The 14,849-nt window shown below is 60.2% G+C and carries 16 protein-coding genes and 1 pseudogene; 12 read left to right on the top strand and 5 right to left on the bottom strand.

Going from position 1 to position 14,849, the window contains the following annotated elements; genetic code table 11:
- Positions 1-105 precede the first annotated feature (105 nt).
- The 4 genes from AC0L3I_RS06665 to AC0L3I_RS06650 all read left to right on the top strand — a co-directional run bounded on the left by AC0L3I_RS06665 (position 106) and on the right by AC0L3I_RS06650 (position 4,159).
- A complete protein-coding gene (locus tag AC0L3I_RS06665) occupies positions 106-1,275 on the top strand; it encodes a glycosyltransferase family 4 protein (protein WP_473484832.1) in 1,170 nt (389 codons plus the stop codon).
- 109 nt (positions 1,276-1,384) lie between these two features.
- On the top strand, positions 1,385-2,200 hold the full coding sequence (locus AC0L3I_RS06660) for a glycosyltransferase family 2 protein (RefSeq protein ID WP_473484834.1): 816 nt from the start codon (positions 1,385-1,387) through the stop codon (positions 2,198-2,200).
- 43 nt (positions 2,201-2,243) lie between these two features.
- On the top strand, positions 2,244-3,014 hold the full coding sequence (locus AC0L3I_RS06655) for a glycosyltransferase (protein WP_425350318.1): 771 nt from the start codon (positions 2,244-2,246) through the stop codon (positions 3,012-3,014).
- 689 nt (positions 3,015-3,703) lie between these two features.
- On the top strand, positions 3,704-4,159 hold the full coding sequence (locus AC0L3I_RS06650) for an NUDIX hydrolase (RefSeq protein WP_473526369.1): 456 nt from the start codon (positions 3,704-3,706) through the stop codon (positions 4,157-4,159).
- Between the two features lie 30 nt (positions 4,160-4,189).
- Here the strand turns inward: AC0L3I_RS06650 and AC0L3I_RS06645 are convergent, their stop codons facing one another.
- A complete protein-coding gene (locus AC0L3I_RS06645) occupies positions 4,190-5,299 on the bottom strand; it encodes a calcium:cation antiporter (protein WP_473526368.1) in 1,110 nt (369 codons plus the stop codon).
- A 392-nt stretch (positions 5,300-5,691) separates the two neighbouring features.
- Here AC0L3I_RS06645 and AC0L3I_RS06640 point away from each other — a divergent pair, with 392 nt between their 5' ends.
- Positions 5,692-6,348 carry a TerC family protein gene (locus AC0L3I_RS06640; protein ID WP_473526367.1) on the top strand — a complete coding sequence of 219 codons (657 nt, stop codon included), beginning with the start codon at positions 5,692-5,694 and terminating at the stop codon, positions 6,346-6,348.
- 213 nt (positions 6,349-6,561) lie between these two features.
- Here AC0L3I_RS06640 and AC0L3I_RS06635 read toward each other — a convergent pair whose 3' ends face one another.
- Positions 6,562-7,692 (bottom strand): site-2 protease family protein, encoded by a 1,131-nt coding sequence (locus AC0L3I_RS06635; protein ID WP_473526366.1) that lies wholly within the window; start codon positions 7,690-7,692, stop codon positions 6,562-6,564.
- Positions 7,693-7,854: 162 nt separating this feature from the next.
- Here AC0L3I_RS06635 and AC0L3I_RS06630 point away from each other — a divergent pair, with 162 nt between their 5' ends.
- The gene (locus AC0L3I_RS06630; RefSeq protein WP_473526365.1) at positions 7,855-8,073 is read left to right on the top strand and encodes a hypothetical protein; all 219 of its coding nucleotides are present in this window, start codon (positions 7,855-7,857) and stop codon (positions 8,071-8,073) included.
- A gap of 16 nt (positions 8,074-8,089) precedes the next feature.
- On the opposite strand, the gene AC0L3I_RS06625 is transcribed toward AC0L3I_RS06630, so the two are convergent.
- A complete protein-coding gene (locus tag AC0L3I_RS06625; protein ID WP_473526364.1) occupies positions 8,090-8,527 on the bottom strand; it encodes a CBS domain-containing protein in 438 nt (145 codons plus the stop codon).
- 317 nt (positions 8,528-8,844) lie between these two features.
- Between AC0L3I_RS06625 and AC0L3I_RS06620 the strand changes: the two genes are divergently transcribed.
- Complete coding sequence (locus AC0L3I_RS06620) at positions 8,845-9,255, top strand: DUF427 domain-containing protein (protein WP_473526363.1); 411 nt, start codon at positions 8,845-8,847, stop codon at positions 9,253-9,255.
- 45 nt (positions 9,256-9,300) lie between these two features.
- On the opposite strand, the gene AC0L3I_RS06615 is transcribed toward AC0L3I_RS06620, so the two are convergent.
- Positions 9,301-9,717 carry an HD domain-containing protein gene (locus tag AC0L3I_RS06615; protein WP_473484850.1) on the bottom strand — a complete coding sequence of 139 codons (417 nt, stop codon included), beginning with the start codon at positions 9,715-9,717 and terminating at the stop codon, positions 9,301-9,303.
- Between the two features lie 473 nt (positions 9,718-10,190).
- Between AC0L3I_RS06615 and AC0L3I_RS06610 the strand changes: the two genes are divergently transcribed.
- The 5 genes and pseudogenes from AC0L3I_RS06610 (at position 10,191) to AC0L3I_RS06590 (ending at position 13,777) form a co-directional block, all read left to right on the top strand.
- A complete protein-coding gene (locus AC0L3I_RS06610; protein WP_473526362.1) occupies positions 10,191-11,381 on the top strand; it encodes an MFS transporter in 1,191 nt (396 codons plus the stop codon).
- Positions 11,382-11,419: 38 nt separating this feature from the next.
- Positions 11,420-11,521, top strand: a pseudogene (locus AC0L3I_RS06605) ((R)-mandelonitrile lyase); the annotation flags it as partial.
- Positions 11,521-12,273 carry an SDR family oxidoreductase gene (locus tag AC0L3I_RS06600; RefSeq protein WP_473526361.1) on the top strand — a complete coding sequence of 251 codons (753 nt, stop codon included), beginning with the start codon at positions 11,521-11,523 and terminating at the stop codon, positions 12,271-12,273. The pseudogene AC0L3I_RS06605 and the gene AC0L3I_RS06600, both read left to right, overlap by 1 nt.
- A gap of 323 nt (positions 12,274-12,596) precedes the next feature.
- Positions 12,597-12,989, top strand: coding sequence for a (R)-mandelonitrile lyase (locus AC0L3I_RS06595; protein ID WP_473526506.1), 393 nt, complete (start codon positions 12,597-12,599; stop codon positions 12,987-12,989).
- 29 nt (positions 12,990-13,018) lie between these two features.
- Positions 13,019-13,777, top strand: coding sequence for a carboxymuconolactone decarboxylase family protein (locus tag AC0L3I_RS06590; RefSeq protein WP_473526360.1), 759 nt, complete (start codon positions 13,019-13,021; stop codon positions 13,775-13,777).
- Positions 13,778-13,872: 95 nt separating this feature from the next.
- On the opposite strand, the gene AC0L3I_RS06585 is transcribed toward AC0L3I_RS06590, so the two are convergent.
- Entirely contained in the window at positions 13,873-14,769 is an 897-nt protein-coding gene (locus AC0L3I_RS06585; RefSeq protein WP_473526359.1) for a LysR family transcriptional regulator, read from the bottom strand.
- Positions 14,770-14,849: the final 80 nt, after the last annotated feature.

The raw sequence follows: 14,849 nt of genomic DNA, 5'->3' as shown, positions 1-14,849 counted from the left end.
ACTCCAGCAGCGCGCGCGGATAGCCAAACTGGTCAAAGTCGCGCTCATCTGCGCGACTCATCAAATTCGCCAGTTCCGGAATGCAAAAGGGCGTATCGAGATCGCATGGCTTTGTCACAGCATGATCAACGGGTTCAAGCTGAACCGAAGACGCCTATTGTGTTTGTACGCCAGCGCTACGCGCCCTTTGGCGGAGGCGAGATCATGCTGGAAAACATCATGGCGGCGTTCGCCGCGCGTCAACGACCGGTGGCCGTGCTGTCAGGCGACTGGCCGCGACACGAAGGCATAGAGTTCATCCAGTGCGCCGGCCGCCGCTTTCCCCGCTACCTGCGGGCGACGTCCTTTGCTCGATCCGCCTGCCGCAAGATCGCCGAAATGCCGCCGGCCCTGGTGCAGAGCAACGATCGCCTTCCGTGCTGCGACGTCTTCCGGGCCGGGGAAGGCGTTCATGCCGCCTATCTTGCCGAGCGGCGGCGTTTCGAGACGCGGCTTGGCAGGGCAGCGATGGCGCTGAGTCCCTTTCATCGCCAGACGCTGCGTCTTGAACGCACCACCTATGCCAGCCCACGGCTTAAAGCTGTGATTGCCATTTCGAAAATGGTGGCTGAGGACATTGTCCGTCACTACGACTATCCGGCGGAACGTGTGCACCATGTTCCCAACGGGGTTGACCTGGACCGCTTCAACCTGGAGTTGCGACAACAGCATCGGGCCGCGGTCCGCGCGCAGCTCGATGTTGACGATAAAAGGTCGGTCGTTCTCTTCGTCGGCTCGGGTTTTGCGCGAAAAGGACTTCTTCCATTGATGAAGGCTGTCGCCACGCTGGACGGTGAGCCGGAGGTGTGGGTCATTGGCCACGATTCGCGCGCCAATGCCTTCAAGCAGGCCGGCGACAGACTTGGTCTTGGCGCGAGGCTCAGGATGCTGGGGCCGCAGAAAGACACGTTGCCATGGTACGGCGCGGCCGACATTGCCGTGCTGCCTTCCATTTATGATCCATTCGGCACAGTGGTGATCGAAGCTATGGCCAGCGGCCTGCCCGCCGTGGTAAGCACCGGGTGTGGGGCGCGCGAGCTTGTCGATCGGTTCGAGCCGACGCTTGTTTGCGACGCAGCCAGCGTAAACGACCTCGCCGCCGGGCTTGCCCGCGCGCTGCGGCTGTCGTCACGGCCTGAGACTGCGGCCAGGGTCAGAGCGGCGGCCGAACACTACGATTTCAACGTCATGATCAGGAGAATGATAGCGCTCTACGAAAGTCTCGACCTGAAATAATTTTTCGACATTTTTTTTGAATCCATTAGTATCACTCGGAGTGCCAACAGGCCGGGGGGCAGTTTCATTTGAACAACAGTAGCAGTTTTGATGCCGGAACCGTCTGACCGTGCCGGCGCTCTCAGTCATCATAATCAGCCGCAACGAGGAAGCGTGCATTGCACGTTGCCTTCGCTCGGTACATTTTGCCGACGAAATCGTCGTTCTCGACAATAACAGCACCGATCAAACCAGGGACATCGCCAGTGGACTCGGGGCCAAGGTCCTGATCACCCTCGATTGGCCCGGTTTCGGCGCGCAAAAAAACCGTGCCCTCGCCGCGGCGACAGGGGATTGGGTCCTTTCGCTTGATGCCGACGAATGGGTCGAGCCACCGCTGGCTGCAGAAATCAGAGCCGCTATCGCCAACCCAAAAGGCTATGACGGCTTCGAAATACCAAGAAGATCCCGCTTTTGTGGGCACATTGTCCGCCATGGCGGCTGGTCGCCCGATCTGGTGCTCAGGCTTTTTCGTCGACAGTCCGGGCGCTTCAGCAACGACACGGTGCACGAGAAAGTTGTGGTGAATGGCAAGGTCACGCGATTGTCCCACTCTATGGAGCATGACTCCATCGCCGACCTGGCAGACGCGCATGACAAGATCGGCCGATACGCAGAAGCGTCCGCGGCGCGGTTGCTTGCCGAGGGCAGAAAAAGCTCGATAAGCAAGGCGGTCTTCCGCTCGGCCTGGGCCTATATGAACAGCTATGTTTTCAAGCTGGGGTTTCTGGATGGTTCGACCGGTGCGATGGTCGCTGCTTATTCGGCCAGCTACACCTATCAGAAGTGGGCGCTTGTCGCATTGGGCAACGAGACGAAATCCGCCGAAAAAAGCCGGACCGAGGTGAAAGGCAAAACCGTGAGATTCAGAAATCGCCCCGGCTAATTTCTGCACCATTGTTGCCGAGTTGTTGCCAGACAGCTAGGGTATGACCGTTTTGAAATCAGGAGCCAAGGTACTGAATATGACTGATGCGTTTAGGGTATTCGTTGGATGGGACAGCCGTGAGCCAATCGCCTACGACGTAGCGCGGCACTCTTTGCTTAAAAACGCTTCAGTGCCTGTCTCCGTCATTCCCATCAAACAGGACGAACTGCGTGCCCGTGAGCTGTATTGGAGGGAAAAAGATCCGCTCGCGTCAACAGAGTTCACCTATACGCGGTTTCTCACGCCTTTTCTCGCCGACTACACGGGTTGGGCTTTGTTCTGCGATTGCGACTTCCTGTGGCTCGGTGACGTCGCAGGTTTGCTGGAATACACGAAGTCGAACAAGGCGGTTTATTGCGTCCAGCATGACTATACGCCGAAAGCCACCACGAAGATGGATGGCGTGGTCCAGACATCCTACCCACGAAAAAACTGGTCCTCGCTGATGCTGTTCAATTGCGCGCACCCTTCGGTTAAATCGCTTACGCCAGAGGTCGTGAACCGCGAAAGTGGTGCCTACCTCCATCGAATGCAGTGGGTCGCCGATGAGGACCTGGGCTCGCTGCCAGTAGAGTGGAACTGGCTTGAAGGTTGGAACGAAAAGCCGGCGCTTGGCACACCCAAGGCGGTCCACTATACAAGCGGCGGTCCGTGGTTTGCCGAGTGGCAGAATGTCGACTATGCGGACCTGTGGATAGCCGAACGCGACGAATTCCTGGGTAATGCCGATCAGACAGAGGCGTCTCTTCGCGCTCGGCGAGCCGGCAGCTAAGCCAACCGATCGGGACCGACTATATCAGACGTTTCGTCGAGGTCGCCGGCAACGCGCGGTTCGTGCAGATCTGTGAACAGACCGCGCGTTGCCTGGTCGAAATCGAACCGAGCGGTTGTCGAAAAGCCATTTTTGGCGGCGTGCTTTGCAGGGCGCCAATGAATCGCATTGGGCCAATCGCACCCGGTTCAATCCGCAGGGCCAGGCTTCAAACGCCGATTCCACGGTGTGGGAGAGCCGACCTGCGTCGCCTTTCGCAAGGAGACTCTCTCGAGATGCTCTCTCTGCTCCGGCTGATCAGGGCCATTTAGCGCTTGGCGTTGGCACAGCGTCTGCTGCACCAAGCCAGCAACTGCTTCGTCGTTGTTGCGGCATTTGTTCGCGGATCGCTGGCCACTCCAGATCGAATGAGTTTGCACTCGCTACTGTGATTTTCTGAGGATCACGTCTGGGGCTATTGGCGCCCCGATGCCTGTTGGACCCAATCGGCCCGATGAGACGGGACGGGGCCGCAGCCCCAGAGGACGATATCGAGATCGTCTTTGAAAAGCGGGGTGCTAGATCGTTTCGTGTCGTATTGATGGGGTGTAGCCAGTCGCATCGACACAGGGCAGGGCAGTCTATCGACAAACGGAACATCCCGTTCAGCCTACCTGCGATGATAGGCTGGATTCAGGAGGCTTGAGGCGATGGCGAAAAGAAGTGCGGGCATTCTGCCTTACCGCAGATCGACAAACGAACTGCAGGTGTTGCTTGTCCATCCGGGCGGGCCGTTCTGGCAAAACCGCGATCTTGGCGCATGGTCGATTGCAAAGGGCGAGTATGGTGATGACGAACAGTCGGAAGCTGCGGCGCGTCGCGAATTCGTGGAGGAAACCGGCTGGCAGCTCAAGGGAGCACTGCTTCCGCTGGGAGAACTGCGCCAGCGCGGCGGCAAGCTCATTACGGCGTTCGGCGTCGAAGGCGATTTCGACGCCGGCAGCCTGCGCAGCAACATGTTCGAGATGGAATGGCCGCCGCGCAGCGGCCGCATGCAATTGTTTCCAGAGATCGATCGCGCAGGGTGGTTCGGCCTGGATATGGCCCGGGAAAAGCTGCTTGTCGGCCAGCGGCCTTTTCTCGACCGGCTTGTGGTGTCTGTCTAAGGATCGACCCAATGGCCGACCGACATCTTCCTAGGGCACGAAGATAAGGAACAGATAGGCGACAAACACGACGAGATGAACGAGCCCCGTCAGCATCGTTGTTCGGCCCGTCCCAAAGCTCACGATGCTGATGGCAAGCGCGAGGATGAGAAGCACGGTATCCCCCGGGCCCAGACCAAGAGTCAGGCTTCGTCCTGTGAGTAGGCTCGCCGCACCGATCGCCGGGATTGTCAGGCCGATTGTGGCGCAGGCCGAGCCGAGGGCGACATTCAGCCCTCGCTGAAGTTCGTTATTGAGTGCTGCCCGAACCGCCGATACCGCCTCCGGCATAAGCACAAGCGCAGCGACGAAGAAGCCCACGATTGCGTCCGCCTGGGTGACTTGAAGAAACGCGAGCCCATTCTCGATACTGCCGGCCACCTGCTCGGTCAGAAGAACGATCCCTGCCAGTCCGACAAATAAGAGGAGCACATTGGTGGTCACTCTCCCACCCTCAGATACATGCTCCTCATGTTCGGCGCTGGACGTCAGATCCTCGATAAAATCGCCCCGATGGCGCACCATCTGAGCAAAGACGAACGCTCCATAGAGGAGGATTGAAAGAACGCTCACGAAAGCGAGTTGCGATGCGGAGAACGCACCGGGGCTTGTTGCAAGAGTGTAGTTTGGAAGGATCAGCGTAAGAACCGTCAGCGCCATAATGACGGCAAGGGAAGCGCTGGTGCCCTGTCGTTTGATGTCCTGATATCGATGCTTCAGCCCACCCAGGGTGAGGCAGACCCCGACCACACCAGTGCACACGATCATGACCGTCGAAAATACGGACTCGCGTGCCAGCGTCGGGTTGTTCTCGCCATGCAGCATCATCGAAACGATGACCGATGCTTCGATGGCCGTCACCGAAAATGTCAACAGCAGCGTGCCATAAGGTTCACCGAGCCGCCGTGCGACGGCTTCGGCATGATGCAAAACCACAAACACGGTCGCGAAGATGAAGATAGCGACCACGATCAACGCAAGGATCTTGATCGAAAGCAGCGAAGGCTCCATCGACGCGGCGCCGAAATGAATTAGCGCGGCCAGGCCCAAGGAGCCGATTGGGAACAGATATTGGCCGATAGGTCGTCGATGAACAGCCAAGACGGATTTCCTCATCGCCATCGACGGCCGCAGATCGGGTATTACAGAAACGGACCGAGGCCCACCGTATCAGTGTACTTGCGGCTGCCGGTCCGTTCAATGGCCGCGTGCTCAATCGACTTGGCGTAACGAAACTGCCGAGCTCGATGCCGCATGTGCCGAATCACAATTAAGCCTTGAGTTTTTGCGCTTACCGCAATAGCTAGGTGCTACCAGGCCGGGCCCCTCTGGCAGTCCATCAGGACTGTGATGTCGGACTGGAATTCAATCCGGGTGGCCTGGCTTTGAGATTTCTTCAGCTGTAGCATTTCTCTTGTCATACGCGGTGTCCGCGTTGCTCTACGGTTATGCTCGCAAGCCGCGTCACCCCTAGCTGAACGCAAGGGTGCCGTATGACAGAATTTTTTAGTCCTGAAGCAATGACCGCTCTCTTGCAGGTCATCATGATCGACCTGGTGCTGGCCGGTGACAACGCCATCGTTATCGGCCTTGCCGCGGCCGGACTACCCAAAGAGCAGCGCAGAAACGCAATCGTCGTTGGTATCATCGCAGCGGCCGTTCTGCGCATCGGCTTTGCGGCCGCGACAACCCAGCTCCTGCAGATCGTCGGCCTGTTGTTGGCTGGCGGTATATTGCTGTTGTGGGTGTGCTGGAAGATGTGGCGCGAACTCCGGCAAAACCATGCGCAGGAAACACAGGCGATCGAAGCGCTTTCGGAAAGTGATGTCGACTACGATGGCATCGTAGCTGGCAAAGCTCCACGCAAGACCCTGGCGCAGGCAACCTGGCAGATCATCATCGCCGACGTCTCGATGTCGCTCGACAATGTTCTGGCGGTAGCGGGTGCTGCGCGCGAACATCCAAACGTATTGATCTTCGGCCTTGTCCTCTCCGTCGCGTTGATGGGCATTGCCGCAAACCTCATTGCCAATCTGCTTCAGAAGCACCGTTGGATTGCCTATGTCGGCCTGGTGATCATCCTCTACGTGGCTGCCGACATGATCTATCGCGGTGCGCTTGAACTTCTGCCTCATGTCGCGGGCGCTTGAGACACAGAAAATGGGCCGGAACGACCTCGTTCCGGCCGATTTCTGCTTATCGCTCCCCCTACGATTTTATGCATGTCGCGAAAAAGTGTGCAGCGGTTTTGCGATAACGACATGCATAAAACAACAACCTAAAGCGCGTCGCGTGAGGTCGGTCGAACGCGACGCGCTTTAGAGCGCACTCACCCGATCCGGCGGTAGAAGGAATCCTCCTGCTCAGATCCGTGTGAGTCGCGGTTTGCTCCCACGCAGACGACCAAATCGGAAGGCATCCGAAACCGCCGAGCGGACCATAAGCATCTCGCCTATGGTTTCGTGTGTCATGAGCCCGACCAGCCGGTCGGAATTGTCCACGACGGCGATAGCTGGCACATCTGCCTGCTGCATGAGCCGCAGGCTTTCCTCGAGACTTTTGCGGTAGTGTATTTTCGGGATATCGTTCCGCATTGCGCTCGCGACCGGTTCAGCTGGCCCCTTTTCCTTCAAGGTCCGGATCATGTCGTTGCGTGTCACCAATCCTTCAATGTGGCCGGCGGAGTCGATGACAGGGAAGTCGTGCTGCGTGGTCGCGAGGAGCATCTCGATTGCCTCGTCGAGCGTCGCCGACCGTTCCAGCCGGGCGAACTCGGTGATCATCACGTCACCGACCAGGACGCTTGTGGCAACCTCGCGGATCTGTGCGTTCTGCGCTTCTGCTGCCGCGGCGAGATAGACGAAGATGCCGATGAAGATCAGCAGCGGGTTGTAGAACAGCCCAACGAAACCGAAGACAAAGGCCAATCCTTGCCCGATCGTGGCGGCGATCTGGGTCGCGCGCGACCAGGAAAGGCGGGCGGCGAGGGCGGCGCGCAGGATACGGCCGCCATCCATCGGGAAGGCCGGGATCATGTTGAAAAGGACCAGGAAGACATTGACCCCGGCAAGCCTGGCGAGAAAATTCATACGCGGATCCTCGATCCCGGCCATCTGTTCGACACCCGCCGACCCGCCGAGCAAGACGAAGATCAGCGCGGCGATCGCGACATTGACCAGCGGCCCCGCGACCGCGATCACGAACTCCTGCCCCGGCTCTTCGGGCATGCGTTCCAGCCTGGCCACGCCGCCGATCGGGAAAAGCGTAATATCCGGCGTGCTGATGTCGAAATACCGTGCGGCGGCGATGTGGCCGAATTCATGCAGGACCACGCAGGCAAAGACGGCAATGATGAAGGCTACGCCTTCCCAGGCCGCTGGCGTGCCGCCGATCTGATAGTGCGTCAGCCAAATCCAGACGAGCAGAAGCAGGAAGGTAAAGTGAACGCGCACGGTGGTGCCGGCGATCGTCCCGAGGTTCAGCGACCAACCCAAATCTGTCCACTCCGAGAGGCCCCACCTTCGCAAGAGGCTTTGGCAGGACGCTTGCAATCGTTCGAGAACATCAGGCGCTCAAGCTCATCGTCTGCGACTGATACCCCGCCTCGGTGTCGCGCGGTCCGTCGCAGGAAGAGTTTATCACGACATGACATCCCGGTGAACGTCTTGCGCCGTCGTGATCCGATGCGTCCAAGTCTGCACGGTCATTTCGCGCTGTCGCGCTTTTTCGGCGCTGGCGGACACAGTGCTTCGGATTCGGATCGTCATCCATGGATTGTTCCTGAACCTTGGCCGAAGAACATCGCAATGCAGAAGGTGCACGGCGGCGCGTCGGCGTTGGCCGACGCGAAACAAGATAGGTTGACCTGGCGCTGACGTGTCGCCGCCTCACTCAGTGAGCAGTCTGCGAATGCTCGCCGCCCGGCTTCGAGATGTCGCTTAAAGCCTCTCCCGCTTCTGCCACTTCGCCACTCGTCGCGAGATCGCCAAGAGAGATGATGCCGACGAGCCGCTTGTCGCGGTTCAGAACCGGAAGCCGACGTACCTGCAGGTCGCCCATGTTTTCAAGCACATGTTCGACGTCTTCGTCATCGAAGCAATATTTGACCTCCGGGCTCATGACATCACGCACCTTCGTGTCAGGTCCCTTACCCAATGCTACGCCGCGGATCGCGATATCACGATCGGTGATCATCCCGACCAGCCGGTCGTGGTCGCCCACGGGCATCACTCCGGCGTCAAGCTTGCCCATGATCTGCGCTACTTCGCGGATGGACTGTTCAGGGTTCGCAACCTGGACATTCCTCGTCATGCAGTTGCCGACTTTCATGGCAATCTCCCTTTAACTTGCGAGGCCCCGCCGCCGGTTTTGGTGTTGACCTAGGAAACGAACTCTTCGGCGGTAACGTTCCCTCGAATCTGAATGCCGCAGGAGGTTTTTCACCTGCAGCCGGAAGGCTGAGAAGGCCCGCGTCGCGGGGACCTTGCGGTATGTCTTTGACGCGAAGTCGAACCACACAACGGCCGCGCTTCACTGCGCCCATCGCCGTAACCGCCGCTTCAGCGACAAACGCCAACGACCGGCCAAACTGGAACCCCGATGGGCGATACGACGTTCCAGGAGATAGGCAGCCACGGAGAAGTCGAATGCAGCCCTTAGCCGCAAATTCCACCAGCCGTCCCGGCGCGCTTACGATTACCCCGTTCAATGGAACCGTAACGGTCAGGTTCTCCGACGCGATTATTGCCTCAACCGAGCGGGCAAAAGTGGTCTATGAAGATGGGCACGATCCCGTCTTCTATATCCCCTTCGAGGATATATATTTCGACCTGCTGGAGAAGACGAACACCACAACGCACTCCCCGCCGAAGGGCACGGCGAGTTACTGGCGGGTCCACGCGGTCGGCGGAGCGGCTGACGACTTCATGTGGGCCTACGAGACGCCCGACACGCCGGCATTGGCCATCGCCCGCCATGGCGCCTTCGATCCCGACAAGGCGCGGATCGATGCCGATCCTGCCGAGGACAAGCGACACACGCCTCACATCCCCGAGTAGACGGCGCTTGAATTTCCACATCGGCCGATCACACCAATCTCTCCGTCATTCGGAGAATTCTTGGTCGATGATCCGCAGGCCGTCTTCATATTTCGATGTCGAGGTGCCAATCTGCCGTGCCTGCCACAGATTGTCGGCGAGATCTGCGCGCTTGACCGGCAGCGCCAATGGGTTGGCTGCTGCTCTGCGCACGAAAGCGAGGTCGTCCTCGTCCGGCCGGCGTGTCATGGCATCGACTGCCGACACGATGGATGTTCCAAAACCAGCCGCCTCGAGCCGATCGCGGTCCCAATTGTCGCTTTTCTCAAGAACGTCGTGAAGGTAGGCAACGGCCTTTTGGTCGAGGGTTTCGACGGCGTCAACGACCCGGCGGCAATGCTCGATATAGGGCCGCCCGGTCTTGTCCGTCTGCCCGGCATGAGCTTGTTCGGCGATTTTTGCCGCGCGGTAAAGCACGCTCATCGTGTGAATCCTTGCGTTGTCCCGATGAAATCCTTTGATTTAATCGTCAATTCGCTGCTGAGTTCCATTCGACGAGACCAGTACTGAGACTCACCATTGCTCCTGTCCCACGGTGCGGCAGGCCAATCCCGCAGCAAACCCCAGCCAAGCCGCTGCGTCGACCTATAGTTGTATTGTTGCACCAGGCTGCCAGGCTCATCAAAGCAGCCGACACGCAATGCGATTTCTTGCGGCTAAGCGTCGTAGGCAAGGCTGAGTGGAGACCCGCCGCCTTGCAGAAGCCTCTGCGGGCGCGCATGACCGTTCTTCACCTATACAGAAGGGGGGATGGTTCCAGTGGCCATTCATGGCCCGGATCGATAAGTCCAAGTGGATTGATCGGTCTAATGCGATCGACATAGGGACGCTATTTCCAGGGCGAGCGGTGAACTGGCGGCGTGAACGAGCCGCCTGCGCTTGTCAGGACGCCTATCATGGAAACCACCTACGACACCCGGATTTTAGATGACCGCACGGCGTGGGGCGCGGTGCTGTCGATGGCGCTGTGCGTCTCCGTCCTGATCGCGTCGGAGTTCATGCCGGTCAGCCTGCTCTCTCCGATCGCCGTGGATCTCAGCATCACAGAGGGCCGGACAGGCCAGGCCATCTCGATCTCTGGGGCTTTTGCCGTGGTTACCAGCTTGCTGGTCGCCGGCCTTACGCGCCGGATCGACCGCAAGCTTGTCGTGACCGGCTTCACGGTGCTCCTGATCGTTTCCGGTCTCGCGGTGACCTTTGCGCCTAACTTCGCGTTCCTGATGGTCGGCGGTGCGCTGCTTGGCGTGGCGATCGGTGGCTTCTGGTCGATGTCGACCTCGATCGTCATGCGCCTCGTATCGGAAGACCGCGTCCCGAAGGATCTCGCCATGCTGAACGCCGGGAACGCGATCGCAGCTACGATTGCCGCTCCGCTGGGAAGCTTCCTCGGGGCCCATGTCGGCTGGCGGGGCGCCTTCTTCCTCGTCGTGCCTCTCGGCTCGTTGGCGCTCGTCTGGCAGTGGATCAGCCTGCCGCCGCTGCCCCCGCGCGGAAGGAAGGCATCCGGCAACGCGCTGGCGCTGCTTGGCCGCCGCGCGGTCGCGCTTGGCATGGCCTCGATCCTGTTCCTCTTCATGGGCCAGTTCGCACTCTTCACCTACCTACGCCCCTTCCTTGAGGGCGTCACTGGACTCGGCATTTCCGCGCTCTCTGCCATGCTCCTCGTCATGGGCCTGGCGGGTGTTGCAGGCACGTGGTGCATCGGACGGCTGTTGCGAACCCGATTGTTCAGCGTCTTGGTCGTCATCCCGCTCGTGATGTCGATACTTGCCATCGCGCTGATTGCCCTCGGATCAATGCCCATCCCCGTTTCGCTGCTTCTCCTCGCCTGGGGCTTCTTCGGCACCGCCGCCCCCGTGGGATGGGGGACCTGGCTGAGCCGTACGCTGCCCGACGACGCGGAGGCGGGAGGCGGCCTCCAGGTCGCCACCATTCAGCTCGCCATCACGAGTGGCGCGGCGATCGGAGGAATGCTCTTCGACACGATCGGTTGGTGGGGCGCGTTCGCGTTCGGCGCGACGCTGCTATGCGGTTCCTCACTGCTCGGCCTCGCCGCATGGCGCACAACCCTGAGGTTTTTGCCATGATCAAGCCGTCCACCCTCAGTCGCCGGGCATTGCTCGGCGACGTGGCAATGACCCACATCGCAATCCAGGAAGTCCAGGACGGCAAAGTCGTGGACTGGATGGAGCACGTTACCGACGAACAATACCAAGGAGACCAGTGATGACCGATACGATCAAGAACAAGGTCGTGATTATCACCGGCGCATCATCCGGCATCGGCGAAGCGACGGCGAAGTTGCTCGCGAGCAAGGGTGCCAAGGTCGTGCTCGGCGCGCGGCGAGAGGAAAAACTGAAGCAGATCGCCGACGAGATCGGAAAGGTCGGTGGTCAGGCCGTCTACAAGGAGTTGGACGTAACCAAACCGTCCGACAACGACGCGGTCGTAAAGCTTGCCAAGGATACGTTCGGCCGCGTCGATGTCATCTTCCTGAATGCCGGGCTCATGCCGAACTCGCCGCTATCCGCGCTGAAGACCGACGACTGGCACCAGATGGTCGACGTGAACATCAAGGGTGTTCTGAACGGCATCGCGGCGGTACTGCCAGCCTTCATCGAACAGAAGTCCGGGCATGTCATCGCGACATCATCGGTTGCGGGGCTCAAGGCCTATCCGGGCGGTGCTGTGTATGGCGGGACAAAATGGTTCGTCCGCGACTTCATGGAGGTCCTGCGGATGGAGTCCGCCATGGAGGGGACGAACATCCGCACCGCGACGATCTATCCGGCCGCGATCAACACCGAGCTGCTGAACACTATTAGCCAGAGGCAAACGCTCGACCAGATGCAGAACACGTATGACAAATACGGGATCTCGCCGGACCGGATTGCCAATGTCGTGGCCTTCGCTATCGGCCAGCCCGAGGACACGACCATCAACGAGTTCACGGTGGGGCCGGCAAACCAGCCCTGGTAAGGCGGGGATGGATCGTGTGGTTACGGGCAAGATCAAGCAGCGTCTTCGATCCCGAACTGCCGCTAGCCCAGGTTGCGGATGCCTACCGCGCCATGGACGGGCGGCGGGCAGTCAAAATGCTGCTTCGGGTCTGACTAGCGGCCGACGGACGACGGTGAACGCGCCTGTATAGCAACCGGTCCGGCGGACGCAGAGACCGAAGGACTTGCCGTGCGCTGGCCCTTGAATGTCTCATGAACGGAGAAAAGACGATGACGAATGCCCTGTCTTTGATTGCCACGACGCTGGTGCTGCTCACTTCCGCTGCCGCCCAGGCTCAGGCAATGCAGGTCTCGCCCAACGGGTCACGCGTTTCCGTACTGGGTTCTGCGGAAACGTTCACCGGCACCGTCACGGTCACGCCGCTGTTCGCGCCCAACGAGCACAGCAATGCCGGCGGCGGCCTGGTCGAGTTCACACCGGGCGCTCGCTCGTACTGGCACACGCATCCGGCAGGCCAGACGCTGATCGTTACAGCGGGTGCGGGCTGGGTCCAGGAAGAAGGCGGAGAGAAGATCGCCATCCAGCCCGGCGACGTCATTTCGACCCCGCCCGGGGTGAAGCACTGGCACGGCGAAGCCGCCGAAAGCTCCATGAGCCACATCGCGATAAAGCCTGCGCGGGACGGCAATGTCGTCGAGTGGCTCGAGCCCGTCACCGACGACCAGTACCGCTGATCCCGAACCCGAGACGCAAGGAGAAGATCATGAAATCCATTGCAGCTCTTGCGCTGGCCATGACCGTTGCACCTGTCGCCGGCAATGCAGCTTCAGGCGCCAATGACGATGTCTCGTCCGTAGCGCCTGCTCTCGAGCGGTATGAACAGGAAACTCTCGAGAAGGGGCTCTGGGTGCGGCCGGGCTTGTCCGCGCGCGACCGAAGTGTCGTTACGGTCGCGGCCGCCATCACGCGCAACCAGACGGGTCTCATGCCCGAGCAAATCCGCCGCGCACTCGACAACGGGGTCAAACCCGCCGAACTCTCGGAGATCATCACGCATCTCGCCTTCTACGCAGGCTGGGGCAATGCCATGGCGGCAGTCGACGCGGCCAGGCCCGTCTATGCCGAGCGAGGCATCGGCGCCAACCAGCTTCCGGCAGCCGCCCCGACGCTGCTTCCGCTCGATGAGGCAAAGGAGGCCCGGCGTGCCGCGAGCGTCGAGCAGACCACCGGCCCGGCCTCTCCGGGCCTGGTGCGAGACACCCGCGAGGTGCTGTTCCGCGATCTGTGGCTGCGCCCGGACCTTGCGCCGCGTGACCGCAGCCTGGTCACGGTCAGCGCGCTGATTTCTGCCGGCCAGGTCGCTCAGGTGCCGTTCCACTTGAACCGCGCCATGGATAACGGACTGACCCGCGAGGAGGCCTCCGAGGTCATCAGCCATCTCGCATACTATGCCGGTTGGCCGAATGCATTTTCGGCAGCGCCGGTCGCGCGGGAGATTTTCGAGAAGCGTACGAACCCTTAAGGGCGGCAGGGCACGAGGTCAGCGGATGATCAGGCCGGCATATCAAATGACGCTTCCGCCATGTTGAGCGACCGCTGGAGGAGGCCGCAGCGCTTTCAGGCCCCGCCATAGCGCAGGGCATCGACGATGACTTTGAAGGCCGGCAGGTTCTGCCGTCGGCTCGGGTAATAGACGTAGTAGCCCGGGAATTTCGGGCACCAGTCATCGAGCACCTGCACGAGATCGCCAGATGCGATGTGACGGTCGACGAGGTCCTCCGGCACGAAGGCGATGCCGTAACCCTTCAAAGCCGCATCGACCATGGCGTAGGAGGCGTTGAAGGTGAGCTGCCCATCCACCCGGACGCGAAGCTCATGACCGTCCTTTTCGAATTCCCAGGCATAGAGCCCGCCGCCACGAGTCTGGCGCATGTTCATACAGTTGTGCCCAATCAACTCCTGCGGGTGGCGAGGCGGAGGATGCTCGGCGAAATAGTCAGGAGACGCGACCGCCACCATGCGCCAGTCCGGACCGATGCGGATCGCAATCATGTCCTTCTCGACGCTTTCACCCAACCGTACCCCCGCGTCGAACCCATCTTCGACGATGTTGCGCAGCCCGTTGTCGATGCTCAGTTCCAGCTTGATGTCGGGATAATCTGCGAGCGCCGGCCTGAGCTTCGGCCAGACGAGGCTGTCGAACGCGTGATCCGAAAGGGTCAGCCGGATTGTTCCGGCAGGCTTATCGCGGAACTCCATCAGCGAGGCGATCTCCGCTTCGATTTCCGCAACACGCGGTGCAAGCGACTGCCGTAGGCGCTCGCCGGCCTCGGTCGTCGCCACGCTGCGGGTCGTGCGCGTGAGCAGCCTAATGCCCATACGCGTTTCCAACCGCTTGATCGTGTGGCTGAGGGTGGACTGCGTTATGCCGAGCTTTGCGGCGGCGCGCGTGAAGCTCTTTTCCTCGGCAACGGCCAGGAACCACAAAAGGTCGTTGAAGTCTTCCTTGGCCATACCGTTTTCCCAAACCGATCGCTGAAGATTTATGTCTCCAATCGATCAATGCAAGCGAATTAACGCCCCTAATGCTCTTG

The sequence above is a fragment of the Mesorhizobium sp. WSM4840 genome (genome assembly GCF_055811755.1).
This window is presented reverse-complemented; position numbering and strand designations above follow the sequence as displayed.